At 70.8% G+C, this 16,420-nt stretch carries 15 protein-coding genes; 11 read left to right on the top strand and 4 right to left on the bottom strand.

The window, feature by feature from the left end; all coding sequences use genetic code 11:
• Nucleotides 1-25: 25 nt before the first annotated feature.
• The 4 genes from ABZV77_RS04495 to ABZV77_RS04480 all read left to right on the top strand — a co-directional run bounded on the left by ABZV77_RS04495 (nucleotide 26) and on the right by ABZV77_RS04480 (nucleotide 7,074).
• Complete coding sequence (locus ABZV77_RS04495; protein WP_356250258.1) at nucleotides 26-3,667, top strand: ATP-dependent DNA helicase; 3,642 nt, start codon at nucleotides 26-28, stop codon at nucleotides 3,665-3,667.
• Between the two features lie 10 nt (nucleotides 3,668-3,677).
• Nucleotides 3,678-5,084, top strand: a complete 1,407-nt coding sequence (locus ABZV77_RS04490; RefSeq protein WP_356250256.1) for a dipeptidase — start codon at nucleotides 3,678-3,680, stop codon at nucleotides 5,082-5,084.
• A gap of 109 nt (nucleotides 5,085-5,193) precedes the next feature.
• On the top strand, nucleotides 5,194-6,141 hold the full coding sequence (nudC, locus tag ABZV77_RS04485) for an NAD(+) diphosphatase (RefSeq protein WP_356250254.1): 948 nt from the start codon (nucleotides 5,194-5,196) through the stop codon (nucleotides 6,139-6,141).
• 666 nt (nucleotides 6,142-6,807) lie between these two features.
• The gene (locus tag ABZV77_RS04480) at nucleotides 6,808-7,074 is read left to right on the top strand and encodes a hypothetical protein (RefSeq protein ID WP_356250252.1); all 267 of its coding nucleotides are present in this window, start codon (nucleotides 6,808-6,810) and stop codon (nucleotides 7,072-7,074) included.
• A 167-nt stretch (nucleotides 7,075-7,241) separates the two neighbouring features.
• Here the strand turns inward: ABZV77_RS04480 and ABZV77_RS04475 are convergent, their stop codons facing one another.
• Both ABZV77_RS04475 and ABZV77_RS04470 read right to left on the bottom strand, forming a co-directional pair.
• A complete protein-coding gene (locus tag ABZV77_RS04475) occupies nucleotides 7,242-7,724 on the bottom strand; it encodes a DUF6879 family protein (protein ID WP_356250250.1) in 483 nt (160 codons plus the stop codon).
• Between the two features lie 230 nt (nucleotides 7,725-7,954).
• Nucleotides 7,955-8,209, bottom strand: a complete 255-nt coding sequence (locus tag ABZV77_RS04470) for a mycoredoxin (protein WP_356250248.1) — start codon at nucleotides 8,207-8,209, stop codon at nucleotides 7,955-7,957.
• 151 nt (nucleotides 8,210-8,360) lie between these two features.
• On the opposite strand from ABZV77_RS04470, the gene ABZV77_RS04465 reads away from it, so the two are divergent.
• The 5 genes from ABZV77_RS04465 to ABZV77_RS04445 all read left to right on the top strand — a co-directional run bounded on the left by ABZV77_RS04465 (nucleotide 8,361) and on the right by ABZV77_RS04445 (nucleotide 12,244).
• A complete protein-coding gene (locus tag ABZV77_RS04465) occupies nucleotides 8,361-10,568 on the top strand; it encodes an ATP-dependent DNA helicase UvrD2 (protein ID WP_356250246.1) in 2,208 nt (735 codons plus the stop codon).
• Between the two features lie 163 nt (nucleotides 10,569-10,731).
• Entirely contained in the window at nucleotides 10,732-11,073 is a 342-nt protein-coding gene (locus ABZV77_RS04460) for a hypothetical protein (RefSeq protein WP_356250244.1), read from the top strand.
• Nucleotides 11,074-11,243: 170 nt separating this feature from the next.
• Complete coding sequence (locus ABZV77_RS04455; RefSeq protein ID WP_055565619.1) at nucleotides 11,244-11,612, top strand: WhiB family transcriptional regulator; 369 nt, start codon at nucleotides 11,244-11,246, stop codon at nucleotides 11,610-11,612.
• Entirely contained in the window at nucleotides 11,609-11,932 is a 324-nt protein-coding gene (locus tag ABZV77_RS04450) for a hypothetical protein (RefSeq protein ID WP_356250242.1), read from the top strand. Before ABZV77_RS04455 ends, ABZV77_RS04450 begins: the two co-directional genes overlap by 4 nt.
• A 120-nt stretch (nucleotides 11,933-12,052) precedes the next feature.
• On the top strand, nucleotides 12,053-12,244 hold the full coding sequence (locus ABZV77_RS04445; protein ID WP_356250240.1) for a hypothetical protein: 192 nt from the start codon (nucleotides 12,053-12,055) through the stop codon (nucleotides 12,242-12,244).
• Nucleotides 12,245-12,257: 13 nt separating this feature from the next.
• Here the strand turns inward: ABZV77_RS04445 and ABZV77_RS04440 are convergent, their stop codons facing one another.
• Complete coding sequence (locus tag ABZV77_RS04440; protein ID WP_356250239.1) at nucleotides 12,258-13,631, bottom strand: AarF/ABC1/UbiB kinase family protein; 1,374 nt, start codon at nucleotides 13,629-13,631, stop codon at nucleotides 12,258-12,260.
• A 41-nt stretch (nucleotides 13,632-13,672) separates the two neighbouring features.
• Complete coding sequence (locus ABZV77_RS04435) at nucleotides 13,673-14,812, bottom strand: ThiF family adenylyltransferase (protein ID WP_356250237.1); 1,140 nt, start codon at nucleotides 14,810-14,812, stop codon at nucleotides 13,673-13,675.
• Nucleotides 14,813-15,015: 203 nt separating this feature from the next.
• Between ABZV77_RS04435 and ABZV77_RS04430 the strand changes: the two genes are divergently transcribed.
• Entirely contained in the window at nucleotides 15,016-15,639 is a 624-nt protein-coding gene (locus tag ABZV77_RS04430) for a M48 family metallopeptidase (protein ID WP_356250235.1), read from the top strand.
• 117 nt (nucleotides 15,640-15,756) lie between these two features.
• Nucleotides 15,757-16,420, top strand: a 664-nt coding sequence (locus tag ABZV77_RS04425; protein ID WP_356250233.1) for a TerD family protein, incomplete at its 3' end; no start/stop codon positions are given.

Raw genomic sequence — 16,420 nt, 5'->3', positions numbered from 1 at the left:
AGTGGCCACCGCTAGCCTCTCTGATGTGTCACCTCGCATCACCGATCCCGAGCAGCTCAAGGAGCTCCTCGGCATCCCGTTCACCCCGGAGCAGACGGCCTGCATCATCGCGCCGCCCGCCCCGCAGGTGATCGTGGCCGGAGCCGGGTCGGGCAAGACCACGGTGATGGCGGCACGCGTGGTGTGGCTGGTCGGGACCGGCCAGGTCGCCCCCGAGCAGGTCCTCGGCCTGACGTTCACGAACAAGGCGGCGGGCGAGCTCGCCGAGCGGGTGCGCCAGGCCCTCGTCAGGGCGGGCGTCACCGACCCCGACGCGGTCGACCCCGACAACCCGCCGGGCGAGCCGGTCATCTCCACGTACCACGCCTTCGCGGGCCGCCTCCTGACCGACCACGGCCTGCGCATCGGTCTGGAGCCGACCTCCCGCCTCCTTGCCGACGCCACCCGCTTCCAGCTCGCCGCACGCGTGCTCCGCGAGGCCCCCGGTCCCTACCCCGCGCTGACCCGCTCCTTCCCCGACCTCGTCAGCGATCTCCTCGCCCTCGACAGCGAGCTCGCCGAGCACTTGGTGCGCCCCGAGCAGCTGCACGCGTACGACACCGGACTCCTGGCAGCCCTGGACGGCGTGAAGCTCACCAACGCCGACCTGCGCAAGGTGCCCGAGACGGCGGCGGCCCGACTGGAACTGGCCGAGCTCGTCGGCCGGTACCGCGCGGCGAAGCGCTCCCGCGACCTCCTCGACTTCGGCGACCAGATCGCCCTCTCCGCGACGCTGGCCCGCACCCGCCCGGAGGTCGGCGAGATCCTCCGCGAAGAATTCCGCGTCGTCCTCCTCGACGAGTACCAGGACACGTCGGTCGCCCAGCGCATCCTCCTGTCCGGCCTCTTCGGCGGCGGCACAGGGCACCCGGTGACCGCGGTCGGCGACCCCTGCCAGGCCATCTACGGCTGGCGCGGTGCCTCGGTGGCGAACCTCGACGACTTCCCCGACCACTTCGCACACGCCGACGGCAGCCCCGCGGCCCGCCATGCGCTCAGCGAGAACCGCCGCAGCGGCGGCCGCCTCCTGGAGCTCGCCAACGGCCTCGCGGAGCCCCTGCGCGCCATGCACGCGGGCGTGGAGGCGCTGCGGCCCGCCCCGGGCGCCGAGCGGGACGGCGTGGTGCACTGCGCCCTGCTGCGCACGCACGCCGAGGAGATCGACTGGCTCGGCGACTCGATCGCCCACCTAGTGCGCACCGGCAAGGCACCCGGCGAGATCGCCGTCCTGTGCCGCACGGCCACGGACTTCGCCGAGATCCAGGCCGCGCTCGTCGCCCGCGACATCCCGGTGGAGGTCGTCGGCCTCTCCGGACTGCTGCACCTCCCCGAGGTCGCCGACCTCGTCGCTGTCTGCGAGGTCCTCCAGGACCCCGGGGCGAACGCCTCCCTGGTGCGGCTCCTGACCGGCCCCCGCTGGCGCATCGGCGCCCGCGACCTCGCCCTCCTCGGCCGCCGCGCCCGCCTCCTCGTGCGCCCGGGGCACGCCGCTCCCGACGACCCGGACCGGCGCCTCGCCGAAGCCGTCGAGGGGGTCGACCCGGCCGAGGTGATATCGCTCGCGGACGCGCTGGACACGTTCCTGGAGTCACCCCTCGCGCCGGACGACCCCTCCGGAGCGGACGACGGACTGCCCTTCTCGGCGGACGCCAGGGTGCGCTTCGCCCGGCTCGCGGCCGAGCTGCGCGAGCTGCGCCGTTCGTTGTCCGATCCGCTGATGGACGTACTGCACCGCGTGCTCGCCGTGACCGGTCTGGAGGTCGAGCTCTCCGCGTCCCCGGGCGCCCTTGCGGCCCGCCGCCGCGAGACCCTCTCGAACTTCCTGGACGTCGCCGCCTCCTTCGCCGCGAACGACGGCGGCGCGACACTCCTCGCCTTCCTCGGCTTCCTGCGCACCGCCGCCCAGTACGAGAAGGGCCTGGACAACGCCCTGCCGGGCGGCGAGAACACCGTCAAGGTGCTCACCGCCCACCGGTCCAAGGGCCTGGAGTGGGACGTCGTCGCCGTCCCCGGACTGGTCACCGGCACCTTCCCGAGCGCGCAGGGCCGCGAGAAGTGGACCGCCCAGGCCAAGGTCGTCCCGCACGGACTGCGCGGCGACACGGCCACGCTGCCCGACGTCGACGCGTGGGACGCCAAGGGCATGAAGGCCTTCCACGAAGCGATGAAGGACCACCAGCGCACCGAGGAACTCCGCCTCGGGTATGTGACGTTCACCCGCCCCCGCTCCCTGCTCCTCGGTTCCGGCCACTGGTGGGGCCCCTCCCAGAAGAAGCCGCGCGGCCCCTCGGACTTCCTCCAGGCCCTGTACGACCACTGCGCGGCGGGCCACGGAGAGATCGAGGCCTGGGCCGACGAGCCCGCGGAGGACGAGGAGAACCCCGCCCTGCACGAGGCGAGCGCCGACCAGGCATGGCCGCTCCCGCTGGACGACGCCTCCCTGGCCCGCCGCCGGGCCGCCGCGCAGACCGTCCTCGCCCACCTGGACCGCCTGACGGGGGAGGGCGCACCGGAGCCCGCCCGCTCCCACGAAGAGGCCCACCCGTCGGCGCACGACGACGTGCCCCCGGCGGACGACCCTGAATGGCCACCCCCTCCGGAGGACGAAGAAGGCGGCTACGAAGACGCTGCTTTCCCCGACACCGACACCGACACCGACGCAGATGCCGACGTCGACCCGGCGGACTGGGACTCCCTGGCGACGGAACGCCCGACGGAACGCCCGACGGTCCCGCACCCCGCGGGCGCACCGCACCCCGCAGCCGCGCCGGGCCCCGAGTCCGCGCACGTGAAACTCCCCGCACCCCGCCCCGACGCCCGCCCCCACCCCGCCCCGGCGGAGCCCGACCCCCGCCTCACCCCGGAGGAAGCCCGCACCCTCGCCTCCTGGGACCGCGACCTGGACGCCCTGACCGGCGAGCTCCTGCGCGCCCGCGAAGCCGTCAGGGACATCCCCGTGCCGCCCTCGCTCACCGCGTCCGAGCTGATGCACCTGGCCGCCGACCCCGACGGCTTCGCACGCGACCTCGCCCGGCCCATGCCGCGCCCGCCGCAGCCGGCGGCCCGCCGCGGCACCCGCTTCCACGCCTGGATCGAGTCCCGCTTCGAAGAGCTCACCCTGCCGCTGCTCCCCCCGGAGGACCTGCCGGGCGGCGCCCCCGACGAGTCCGAGATCGCCGACGAGCGCGACCTCGAATCCCTCAAGGAAGCCTTCGAACGCACCGAGTACGCCCACCGCGCGCCCCACCGCGTCGAAGTCCCCTTCCAGTTCGTCATCGCGGGCCGTGTCATCAGGGGCCGCATCGACGCCGTCTACAAGGAGGGCGACGGCGCCGACGCGACGTACGAGATCGTCGACTGGAAGACCAGCCGCACCCGCACGGCCGACCCCCTCCAGCTCGCCGTCTACCGACTCGCCTGGGCCGAGCAGCAGGGCGTCCCCCTCGAATCGGTCAAGGCCGCCTTCCTCTACGTACGCAGCGGCGAGACCGCACGCCCGAGGAACCTGCCGGGCCGCGCCCAGCTCGAACGCCTGCTCCTGGAGGAACCGGCCCTGGAACCGGCCGTGGAACCGGCCGATGACCCGGGGCACGAGCCGCAGGACGAGCCCACCCCGGATGGCGGATAGGCTCGTGACCATGAGCGAGACACCGGACAGCGCCGTCCGCACGTACATCGGGAACCACCGTGCCGCCTTCCTCGACGACCTCGCCGAGTGGCTGCGGATCCCGTCCGTGTCGGCTCAGCCCGACCACGCCGAGGACGTGCGCCGCAGCGCCGACTGGCTCGCCGCCGCCCTGAAGAAGACCGGCTTCCCGACCATCGAGGTCTGGGAGACGCCCGGGGCGCCCGCCGTCTTCGCCGAGTGGCCCTCCGACGATCCCGAGGCCCCCACCGTCCTCGTCTACGGCCACCACGACGTCCAGCCCGCGGCCCGCGAGGACGGCTGGGACACCGACCCCTTCGAGCCCGTCCTCAAGGGAAACCGCCTCCACGCGCGCGGCGCGGCCGACGACAAGGGCCAGGTCTTCTTCCACACCCTCGGCGTCCGCGCCCACCTCGCCGCCACCGGCCGCACCGCACCCGCGGTCCACCTCAAGCTGCTCGTCGAGGGCGAGGAGGAGTCCGGCTCCCCGCACTTCCGCGCGCTCATCGAAGCCCACAAGGACCGCATCGCCGCCGACGCGGTGATCGTCTCGGACACCGGCATGTGGTCCGAGGACACCCCGACCGTCTGCACGGGCATGCGCGGCCTCGCCGAGTGCGAGATCGAACTGCACGGCCCCGACCAGGACATCCACTCGGGATCCTTCGGCGGCGCCGTGCCGAACCCCGCCACCGAGGTCGCCCGCCTCGTCGCCGCCCTCCACGACGAGCACGCGCGCGTGGCGATCCCCGGCTTCTACGAAGGCATCACCGAACTCACCGACCGCGAGCGCGCGCTCTTCGCCGAGCTGCCCTTCGACGAGGGGCGCTGGCTGAGCACGGCGCACTCGCACGGCACCCACGGTGAGGCCGGACACACCACCCTGGAGCGGATATGGGCCCGCCCCACCGCCGAGGTCAACGGCATCGGCGGCGGCTACCAGGGCGTGGGCAGCAAGACGATCATCCCGTCGTCCGCCCTGGTGAAGCTGTCGTTCCGGCTGGTCGCGGGGCAGGACCCGGAGCACATCGAGGACGCCGTCCGCGCCTGGGCCGCCGACCGCATCCCCACCGGCATCCGCCACACGGTCACCTTCGCCGCCGCCACGCGCCCGTGCCTGACCCCGCTCGACCACCCCGCCCTGCAGTCCGTCGTGCGCGCGATGGGCCGTGCCTTCGAGCAGAAGATCCGCTTCACGCGCGAGGGCGGATCGGGACCTGCCGCCGACCTCCAGGACGTCCTCGGCGCACCCGTGCTCTTCCTGGGCATCTCCGTCCCCTCCGACGGCTGGCACGCGCCCAACGAGAAGGTCGAGATCGACCTGCTGCTCAAGGGCGTCGAGACGACCGCACACCTCTGGGGCGACCTCGCGGAGAACTGGCGCGACGAACCGCGATGAACACTGAGATCCGCCCGGCCGCCGAGCACGTCCCGCGCCACGCACCGCCGCACGTCCTGCCGCACGCCCTGCTGAACCACCCATTCCATCGGGGGAGTTGGAAGCACCTGTGACCACCTGGACCGACCGCACCGCAGACCGACCCGTCTCGCTGACCGCGCCGAGCGGCATCGACCGCGCCGCGCACCACCGCATGGACGAGGCGTGGCTCGCCGCCGCCTGGAGCCACCCCACCACCCGGGTCTTCGTGGTCTCCGGCGGCCAGGTGCTCATCGACGAGACGTCCGAGGGGCACACCGAACTGGTGATGACGCCCGCCTTCGAAGCGCCCCTCACCGAGGAGCACCGCTACTTCCTGGGCACGGACGACGACGGCGTCAGCTACTTCGCGCTCCAGAAGGACACCCTGCCGGGCCGTATGGACCAGTCGGCGCGCCCCGCCGGACTGCGCGAGGCGGGGCTCCTGCTGCCGCCCCGGGACGCCGGTCTGATGGTGCACGCCGTGGCCCTGGAGAACTGGCAGCGGCTGCACCGCTTCTGCTCGCGCTGCGGCGAGCGCACCGTCATCGCGGCGGCGGGCCACATCCGCCGCTGCCAGGCCTGCGGCGCCGAGCACTACCCCCGCACGGATCCCGCCGTGATCATGGCGGTCAGGGACAGCGAGGACCGCATCCTTCTCGGCCGCCAGGTGCACTGGCCCGAGGGACGCTTCTCCACCCTCGCGGGCTTCGTCGAGCCGGGGGAGTCCATCGAGCAGTCGGTGCGGCGCGAGGTCTTCGAGGAGGCGGGCGTCACGGTCGGCGACGTCGAGTACGTCGCGAGCCAGCCCTGGCCGTTCCCCTCCAGCCTCATGTTGGGCTTCATGGCCGACGCGACGTCCTCGGAGATCAACGTGGACGGCGAGGAGATCCAGGAGGCCCGCTGGTTCTCCCGGGAAGACCTGCGGGCCGCATTCGAGTCCGGGGAGGTCCTGCCTCCCTACGGCATCTCGATTGCGGCCCGGCTGATCGAGCTCTGGTACGGGAAGCCCCTGCCGAAGCCGGGAACCGTGGGCTGAGCCCCCGCCCGCACCGTGGGTGCTGTGCCTCAGGCGGCCAGCTTCTGCTTGACCTGGGCCAGCGACGGGTTCGTGAGGGTCGAGCCGTCCGGGAAGAGAACGGTGGGGACGGTTCTGTGTTTTCCCACCGTTCTTTTCGCTGGTCAAGCGGCCAAGGTGACTACTCGGTCCCCCGAGCGGCGGCCTGCTCGTTCGGAAAGTATGAGGGCGCTGGCTAATCAGCGTCATGATTATTCTAAGGCCGGTGATTTTCGTGGGTAGGCGGAAGTCTAGGAAGCTCGTTGTTTCCGGTCTGTGTGATTGACACCAGGCTTTTTCTCGGCAGATGGTTCGGGACCTCGATGTTCTGTGGCCGGGGGAGCGGAATCCGGAGCAGTACGAGGGGGAATTCCCGCTCGCTGGTGGTGTCAGTGATGCTTGTGGTGGCGGTTTGAGGCCTGCTCCTGTTCAGAGCTTGTCGTGAGCGGCGACGGTCGCAAGAACGCCATCTATCTCACGAAGCGGCGTGCTGCTGTGTGTGAGTGCATGGGATGCGGTGTACGGGTGCGGTCGACCCGCCCGTATGCCATGTGTCCTCCGTGTGGCGTGGCGAAGGGCCCTTAGGCCCGCACGGTGGGGCCTTTTGCCGGTCTGGTGGGACGTATGGCCGTTGGTATTTTTTCGGTCATGCGTTTCAAGAAGACAGCGGTATCCGCCCTGTCCGTTGCCGTGCTCGGCATCGGCGCCACGGCCTGTAGCTCTGCGGGGATCAGTGAGGGTGAGTGCCGCAAGAACATAGGCAAGTGCCTGAAGCCTGTCCGCGATGACCAGTGCTCTGGCTCTACGGTTGAGAGCCTCTCCGACAAGTGGGAGGACCGTATGAAGGTGTCCGGCGTGTATAAGAGCCGGGAGGATGTGGAGCGGTACTTCAAGAATGCGCGGCTCGGCTGCTGAAAAGACAGAGCAAAGGGTCCGGGGCTCGGTCTGCGTGCCGTCGGCTTTCACGGTGTACGCGCTGATACGGATGGCCGTGCGTCCACGATGAGCGCGCTCTGCCCGGGGTAGCTAGGGCGTTTCCCGTTGCTGTAAAAGGCCGCTTCTGAGACGGGTCAGAAGATGTCTCAACTCGTCCCCGTACAGGGCGTGTTCTGCGAATCCATCGAACTTGTCGACGTACATCCGTCCGGTAGTACATCGGCCGTGACGAACTTGCCGTCATGGGTGTAGTGCAGGACCGCGACTGTGGACGAGTCGAACAGCCAGAAGTCCGGGACCCCGTTGACGGGGTTGGGCTGGTCGGTCACGTCGACGATGAAGAACTCTTCACCGGCGGTGGCGTTCGTGGCGTAGCCCCACCCCAGCTCGAATCGCAGGTAAGGCGTGAGTGGTCGTGCGAGTACGTGGACGCGGTACATGCGGCGTCCGGCATCTGTGTGGGCCTGGACCTCTTCGAGCCAGTCCGCGTTGTAGTCCTCCGGCTTAGGTTGCCCGTCGAGGAACAGCCGGTAGGCGTCGACGCTGCCTGAGCGGCTGTAGTCGTCGAGGGTCTCTAGCCGGAACGCTTCGTGCTGGAAGTCGTCGAACAGGTCTCCCAGGCTAGGCAAGCTGCCCACCGTCCATGGCCTTGAGGATGAGGTCCATGGGCGCATGGACGCCGCACAGAAGCTGAATCGGATCATCGAGGTACAGGGCGAGCAGTCGGCCACGCTCGCCAGGATTGAGCGCCTCGCACGCCGCTTGTCTGAAGCTGATTAGGTCAGTGCGGAGAGCAGAGGACCCCCGGCCCTATGTGGGTGCGGGGGTCTCTGGTGCTTGCGCGGAGAGCCAGGGGGACTCAAGCGGCCATGGCCTGCTTGACCTGAGCCAACGAAGGGTTGGTCATCACCGACTCAGTACCGGCCTCGGAAACAACCAGAAGCGTGGGGACCGTCTGGTTTCCGCCGTTCGCCTTCTCGACGAAGTCCGCCGACTCCGGGTCATGCTCGATGTTGATCTCGGTGTAGGCGATGCCCTCACGGTCCATCTGACCCTTGAGGCGGCGGCAGTAGCCGCACCACGTGGTGCTGTACATCGTCACAGTGCCCGGCATGTCTTTAGCGCTCCTTAGTTGCTCGGGGTGCGTCATCGCAATGGATCGAACGTACGCGACCCGGCCACCATTCCCGCATTAGTACGACGGGCTCCGCCTCCCTGTGGACAACGGGACTCACCCGCCCCCTGGGACCTGGCAAGCTGGCTGGGTGACATCAGCAACGCACTCCACCCTCTTCCCGCAGGTCCCGGACTCTCCCGACGCGGTGCTCGACGGGCTCGACCCCGAGCAGCGCGAGGTCGCCACCGCCCTGCACGGGCCGGTGTGCGTCCTCGCCGGTGCCGGTACCGGCAAGACACGGGCGATCACCCACCGGATCGCCTATGGAGTGCGTGCCGGGATGCTGCAGCCCGCCAGTGTGCTCGCCGTCACCTTCACCAACCGTGCCGCCGGTGAGATGCGCGGCCGCCTCCGCCAGCTCGGCGCCTCCGGCGTCCAGGCCCGCACCTTCCACTCCGCGGCCCTGCGCCAGCTCCAGTTCTTCTGGCCGAAGGCGGTCGGTGGCCCGCTGCCCCGGATCGTCGACCGCAAGATCAAGCTCGTCGCGGACGCGGCCGCGGCCTGCCGCGTCCGCCTGGACAGGAACGAGCTGCGTGACCTGACCAGCGAGATCGAGTGGTCCAAGGTCACCCAGACCGTCCCCGCGGACTATGCGGCCGCCGCCGCGAAGTCCGGCCGCGACGTCCCCCGCGACCCCGCCGAGATCGCCCAGGTCTACGCGGCGTACGAGACCCTGAAGCGCGACCGAGCCGTCATCGACTTCGAGGACGTGCTGCTGCTCGCCGTCGGCATCCTCCAGGACCGCCACGACATCGCCGAGCAGATCCGGTCCCAGTACCAGCACTTCGTGGTGGACGAGTATCAGGACGTCAGCCCGCTGCAGCAGCGCCTCCTGGAGCTCTGGCTCGGTGACCGGGACAGCCTCTGCGTCGTCGGCGACGCCAGCCAGACGATCTACTCCTTCACCGGCGCGACCCCCGACCACCTGCTGAACTTCCGCACCCGCCACCCGGGGGCCACGGTCGTCAAGCTGGTCCGTGACTACCGCTCCACCCCCCAGGTCGTCCGCCTGGCCAACGGCCTGCTCTCCCAGGCCCGCGGCCGGGCCGCCGACCACCGCCTGGAACTCATCTCGCAGCGGGACCCGGGCGTCGAGCCGATCTACACGGAGTACGCGGACGAACCGGCCGAGGCCGAAGGCGCCGCCCGCCGCATCCGCGCCCTCCTCGCCGACGGCGTCCCCGCCAGCGAGATCGCGATCCTCTTCCGTACGAACTCGCAGTCGGAGATCTACGAGCAGGCTCTCGCCGACGCGAACGTGCCCTATCAGCTGCGTGGCGCCGAGCGGTTCTTCGAGCGCACGGAGGTGCGCGAAGCGGGCGCGGCCCTGCGCGGCGCCGCCCGCTTCGGGGGCAACGACGCGCTCCTCGACGACGTGGTCGACCTCCCCTCCCAGGTGCGGGCCGTGCTCTCCACCAAGGGGTGGACGACGGAGCCCCCGGCGGGGTCCGGGGCGGTGCGCGACCGCTGGGAGTCCCTGGCCGCGCTGGTGCGGCTCGCGGAGGACTTCGCGCGGGCCAGGCCGGAGGCGACCCTCGCCGATCTCGTGGCCGAGCTCGACGAGCGGGCGAACGCCCAGCACGCGCCCACCGTCGAGGGCGTCACGCTGGCCTCGCTGCACGCGGCCAAGGGCCTGGAGTGGGACGCCGTGTTCCTCGTGGGCCTCGCCGAAGGCATGATGCCGATCACGTACGCCAAGACGGACGAGCAGATCGAGGAGGAGCGCCGCCTCCTCTATGTGGGAGTGACCCGCGCGCGGGTCCACCTCTCCCTCTCCTGGGCCCTCTCCCGCTCGCCGGGCGGCCGTCCGGGCCGTCGCCCCAGCCGCTTCCTCGACGGACTGCGGCCGGGCTCCGGAGCGGGCTCCGCGGCCCGGGCGGCGAGCGGCGGCCCTGGTGGCGTCGAGCGCGGCAGCGGCGGGGCCACGGGCCCCGTGGCCGGCCGTCGGCAGCGAAAGAGCCGTACGCCTGCCCGCTGCCGGGTCTGCGGACGGACCCTGACCGAGGCGGGCGAGATGAAGCTCATGCGGTGCGAGGACTGCCCGTCCGACATGGACGAGGGGCTCTACGAGCGGTTGCGGGAGTGGCGATCCGGCCAGGCGAGGGAGCTGGGACAGCCCGCGTACTGCGTCTTCACGGACAAAACCTTGATCGCCATCGCGGAGGCGGTGCCCGACGACGAGGGCGAGCTGGCCCGGATCCCCGGCGTGGGTGTCCGCAAGTTCCACCGCTTCGGTGCCGACGTACTCGCTATCTGCGCAGGTCAGGAGTGTGTAAGGGGCGCCGACGACGAATGATTCAAACTCGTCGAAAAAATAGTTTGCGCATGCGCAAGGAAGACCCATAGGTTCTTAACACGGAAACAGCGGCTTCTCCGAAGCCGAGGTTCCGTGCTGTACTTGATAGTCCGCAGGATCGGTTCCGGCCGATCCCCTAGACGCCGAGAGGAGGCGAATTCCAGTGATCAGCATCAACGAGAGCTTCATCAGCACCGCGAAAATGACCGATCGCTCGGTCGTCGCTTCCTGCCTGCTCGGCTTCTCGAACCAGGGCACCGGTCTGTCCGGCGGCATCCCCGCCATCCGTCCGATGTCCGCCCCGCTGCCTCTCGCCGGTCTTCCCGTCCGCGAGGCCAATGAGGGCAATGAGCGACCGACCAAGGCACCGGAAGCAGCAGTAGCGGAGGCGCAGGCCAAGGCCTATGCCTTTGCGGCAGCCGGTGCCGGATTCCGGAAGCAGACGACGCAGCACCACACGATGTGGGCCTTCCGTGGGCTCGAACCCTGGAGTGATCCAGTCTGATCCTCGATCAGACCGGCGCCTTCAGGGCCGCGGAACCCCACCCGGGATCCGCGGCCCTTCTGTTTTCCCCAGAACAGGGAGAACAGAGCGAAGGGGCCGACAGCAAGACCCGGTACCAGCCGCCAACCGGCCGACCCAGGCCGGCACGACCAGACGAGGAAAACACCACCGTGCAACTCGAAGCGCACGCCCCGTCCGTACCGCCTTCACAGACGCTCCCCCCGCCCGCACCCACGGAGGACCCGACCTTGACTCCCCTCACCGCGCTCACCGCGCTCGACGACGCCATCGAGAACCTCGGCGTACCCGTTCCCTGCCGTGCCTACGACCCGGAGGTCTTCTTCGCGGAGTCGCCGGCCGACGTCGAGTACGCCAAGTCCCTCTGCCGTACCTGCCCGCTGATGGAGGCCTGCCTCGCGGGTGCCAAGGAGCGGCGTGAGCCGTGGGGCGTCTGGGGCGGCGAGCTGTTCGTCCAGGGCGTCGTCGTTGCCCGCAAGCGGCCGCGTGGTCGCCCGCGCAAGAACCCGGTCGTCGCATGAACGCCGCCGGAACGATCGATCGCCCCCTCACGCACGACCCCAAGAAGCAGGCCCCGATGAAGGCAGCCACCAGCGAGCCCGCCGGCTCCACCACCCCAGACTTCAGCACCACCGGCGCGTACGTTCCGCGCCAGAACAGGACCCGTGAGATGCAACTCATCCCAGAAGCCATGGCTCGTGCGCATATGCACGAACGCATGCGCGAAGCCGAGGCTCAACGCCCGGCCGAGCGCCTGATGGCGGCCCGCCGTATGCAGCGCCGCGCGGAGCGCGCCTCGCTGCGTGCCCGGCGCGCGCTCGCCATGGCGGTCATGCAGTAAGAACCGCGGAACGCGGTTCGGCACGATGACACAACGCACCGCGGGGGACGGTCCGAACGGACCGTCCCCCGCGGTGCGTTGTGCTCACCGATCGTTCCCGTGCGGCGATATGGTCGCCCGGTGGAACAGCAGAACTCCCAGCCCTCGGAGCCGGAGAATCTCGTGTGCTCCCGCTGCGGCACGGTCGCCGAAGGCACGCCGCCGACCTGGACCTGCTCCGTGGAGAACGGCGTCCGCCGCTACTTCTGCGACGCCTGTGCCCGGGACAACCTCAGAGCCATCGAAGGTCGCCTCGACTCCGACTGGTGGTGAGCCCCGCGAAGCTTCAGGCCTCCACCGCCGCGCCACCGTCCTCGGCCTCCTCGGCCTCCTCCGTCTCCTCCACGAAGCCGGGCAGCCACTCCTCCAGCTCGTCCCGCATCCGCACCGTCGCGCCCAGCTGACACAGCACCCCGATGGTGCTCACCGTCACGCGGTGTATCAGGAGATACGCGGGCGGCAGGTTCAGATACCGGCCCAACTGGTAGGCAGGGGAGCGGACGTCGGCCAGCCGGGCCGCGTGTTTGCGCATCCAGGCACGGGTGAACGTGTACTCGTCGACCGCCATCGGCTCGATGATCGGCAGCAGATAGTCGAGCACCGCCTGCGGTTCCAGGTCGACGGACTCCTTGACGAAGCCCTCCTCGCGCAACATGTCGTAGACCGCGTCGGCCTCGCCCTCCAGCGTCATCCGCAGGGACCTGCCGATGGTCGGGGGCAGCCCGTCGGGCAGCCGGTCGACCGTGCCGAAGTCCAGGACCCCGAGGCGATAGCCCGCCTTCTCGTCGGGCAGCAGCCGGAAGTTTCCGGGGTGCGGGTCGGCGTGCAGCAGTCCCGTGCGTGTCGGACCGGAGAAGAGGAAGCGGGCCAGGAGCTGCCCCGCCCGGTCGCGCTGCTCCTTCGTGCCGTCCGCGATCACCTCCGAGAGAGGCGTCCCGTCCATCCACTCGGTCACCAGGATCTGGTCGCTCTGGTGCACCACGTGCGGCACCACCACGTCGGGGTCGTCCGCGAACTCGTCGGCGTGCGCCTGCTGGGCCTGGGCCTCCAGGGCATAGTCCAGCTCTTCCGAGACCCGGTCGCGCAGCTCCGCGATGAGCGGCTTGATGTCCATCCCCGGGATCAGCGGCCCCAGCAGGCGGGCGAACCGGCTGAGCTGATTGAGGTCGGACAGCAGCGCCTCGCCCGCTCCCGGGTACTGGACCTTGACCGCGACCTCGCGGCCGTCCGACCACACGGCCCGGTGCACCTGGCCGATCGACGCGGCGGCTGCGGGCTTGTCGTCGAATTCCAGGAAGAGATCGCGCCAGTCGGTGCCGAGCCGCTCCTCCAGGACGGAGTGCACGGTCCGGGTGGGCATCGGTGGCGCCGCTTCCTGCAGCTTCGTCAGCGCCGCGCGATACGGTCCCGCGATCTCCTCGGGCAGCGCGGACTCGAAGACGGACAGGGCCTGCCCGAACTTCATGGCACCGCCCTTCAGCTCGCCGAGGACCTTGAAGAGCTGCTCGGCCGTGCGCTGCTGCAGCTCGCGTCCCACGATCTCCGCGGACTTGCCCCCGATCCGCTTGCCCAGGCCCCAGGTCGCGCGCCCCGCGAAGCCGAGTGGCAGCGCGGCCAGTTTGGCGGTACGGGTGACCGCCTTCCGGGGAAGATCAGACATGCGCCCCTCCAAGTCCCAGACAGCCGCGCCTTCTCAGGCGGTTACCCGGCCATTGTTGCGTGCGGCTTCGCATCAGCGGTGGGCCGATCCCCCTTAACGGACACGCCCGCCCCACAAGAGCATGATGGATGCGGCCAAATCGGGCTTGAGAGCCACTCGAATCCGGAAATGGAGGCCTTCCAGCGGACCCCCGCGCAGGCCGAAGGCCCTCCGTCCAGGAAGGCCAGGGCGTGCCCCGCCGTCAGCCCGGCGACCGAGGCCGCCAGAGCCAGGTCGCACGCGGGCACGTGCCGCGAGTGGCCCGAGCGCCACTGGGCCAGCATCCGCGGCCAGGTGGGATCACGATCCGCGCGCTGCCGGAACAGGCACTCGGCGCATGCGGTCGTCCCCGGCAGGACCAAGGGGCCCACTACGCCCGTCCCCTCGATCACTCCGGCGTAGAGATGAGGGGTGCCCGAGGCGAGCAGCTCCTCGGCCGCCGCGGGGGCCGGAGCATACGCATCCAGCCCGTCCCTCGGGGCGATGATCACAAGGGAAAGCCTCGCCCCTTCCCGCTCCACGGCCTGCGGGGACCGCCGGGCCGGACGGCCGGGCGCCGCCTGCCGCACCATGCGGCGAGCGGCCGTGTCCCTGCGCTCCCCGACGGACTCGGCGGGCAGCCCGCCCGGCGCGACGTCCCACGGCCGCACATGCCCACCGTCCCGCACCTCGACCCGGCCGACGCCCGCGCCCGCCAGCAACGAGGCCACGACGGCGCCCACCCGCCCGGCGCCCTGGACCCGCACCCGCATGGCCCGGCGCGCCGCGACCCTCGCGATCGCATCGCCCGGCTCGGGCGACAGGAGCGACAGCGAGGCCACATCGGCCCGCAGCCGGTCCAGGGTCTCGCCCCGCTCGCGCAGCGCGTCGGCCGCCGGACCGCCGCCGGTCGAGTCGTCGAGAAGCCCGGCCCGCGACAGCTCTCCCAGCAGCCGGTCCACGTGCCCGTCGGGCAGCCCCATCCGCCGGCCCTCCTCGCGCAGGAGAGGCACCCCGCGAGTGCCGTCCAGCAAGGTCAGAAAACTGCTGGTCGCCGTGTCCATCGGGCCGAGCACCAAGGCGTGGGCGGGCGCCACCCCGAACTGCACGGTGCTCAGGTCCCGCCAGCCACGCCGCAGCGCGGGCTTCAAGATCGGATGCATGGTCGTCCCCCGTCGGCCGGTCGGCGCGGTTTCGTCCGCCGCGCTCGATCGAATGCCAGAATGCCCGCCCCACCGAACGCCTGCGTCGCGTTGTCCACAGGCGGTGGATATTCGTCGTACTAATCAAACAGACGGGGAGCGGAACAGCGCCGAACCGTCCCGGAGGCGGGACTTCCCCTATGCCCAGCGGGTAACGTCGGGGCGTGCCCGCCGACCCGTCCCCTCGCGTCGCTGGGGAGTCCTCAGCGCGTCGCGCCGGAGCTCCACAGCGCAGCACGACCAGCCCGTCGCCGTCCGGCGCGGGGGCCAGCGCGGTCGAGGTCAGAAGGAGCGCCCGCCGCCGCAGAACGGTCTCCGCGTACCGGGAGGGCGACCGCACCGTCGTCCTCATCCCCGCCCGCATGTCCGAGGCGGAGGAGCAGCGCTGGGTCAATGTGATGCTCGACAAGCTCGCGGCCCAGGAGAGCAAACGGCTCCTCGGTGACGCGGAGCTCGCCGAGCGCGCGGGGCAGCTCTCCGATCAGTACTTCGGCGGCAGTGCCAGGCCGGAGTCCGTTCGCTGGGTCACGAACCAGAACACCCGCTGGGGTTCCTGCACCCCGGCGGAGGGCAGCATCCGCCTTTCGCACCGGCTGCAGGGCATGCCCGAGTACGTCGTGGACTACGTCCTGGTCCATGAGCTCGCCCACCTCCTCGTCCCTGGCCACGGCCCCCGCTTCTGGCATCTCCTGGAGGCCTACCCCCGCACGGAGCGGGCCAGGGGGTACCTCGAAGGGGTGGTGGCGGCCGGTCGGCTGCCCCATCTGCCCGCCGCCCGCGAGGAGTGAACGTCCGCCGGAACCCGCAGTTGTGTAGCGGGTCTGTACCGGCTTCGCTCGCTGTCGGACTTTGCGGTTAGCCTGACGCGACGCATTCACATTCGGGATGGGGGACGGTCGTTACGTATGGCCAGGGAATTCCAACGCGGCCACAAGGCCAAGGTCAGTGACCTCACCGCAGGGACCGATCTGTACGTCGGCGTACAGATCTCGGCGCCGGGACTGACGTTCGACATCAGCTGCTTCGGCCTGGACGCGAGCGAGCGGCTCTCGGACGACCGTTACTTCATCTTCTTCAACCAGCCGAAGTCGCCCGAGGAGTCGATCCAGCTCCTGGGCTCCCAGGCGGGCGACTCCGAGTCCTTCCGCGTCACGCTCGACCGCATCCCGCAGCAGATCCAGCGCCTCTCCTTCACGGCGACGATCGACGGTGCCGGACAGATGTCGCAGGTCGCGTCCGGGTACGTCCGCATCGTCGCGGGCGGCGAGGAAGTGGTGCGCTACGCCTTCACCGGCGCGGAGTTCTCCACGGAGCGCGCCGTCATGCTGGGCGACTTCTATCTGAAGGACGTCTGGCGGTTCGCCGCGATCGGCCAGGGCTTCGACGGCGGGCTCGACGCACTGCTGCGGAACTTCGGCGGAGAGGTCGCCGAGGAGGAGCCCGCAGCCCCGGCGCCGCAGGCCGGTGCGCCCTCCTTCGCGCCGCCCGCCCAGGCCGCCGCGCCGCCCTCGTTCGGCGCCCCGGCTGCTGCCGCGCCGCCGCAGGCACCCGCCCCGGCCCCCGCGCAGC

Origin of the sequence: Streptomyces sp. NPDC004732, from assembly GCF_040609235.1 — a bacterium.
Taxonomy (GTDB): domain Bacteria; phylum Actinomycetota; class Actinomycetes; order Streptomycetales; family Streptomycetaceae; genus Streptomyces.
Note: the sequence above shows the minus strand (reverse complement) of the source record. Positions and strands in the feature narration are given on the sequence as shown.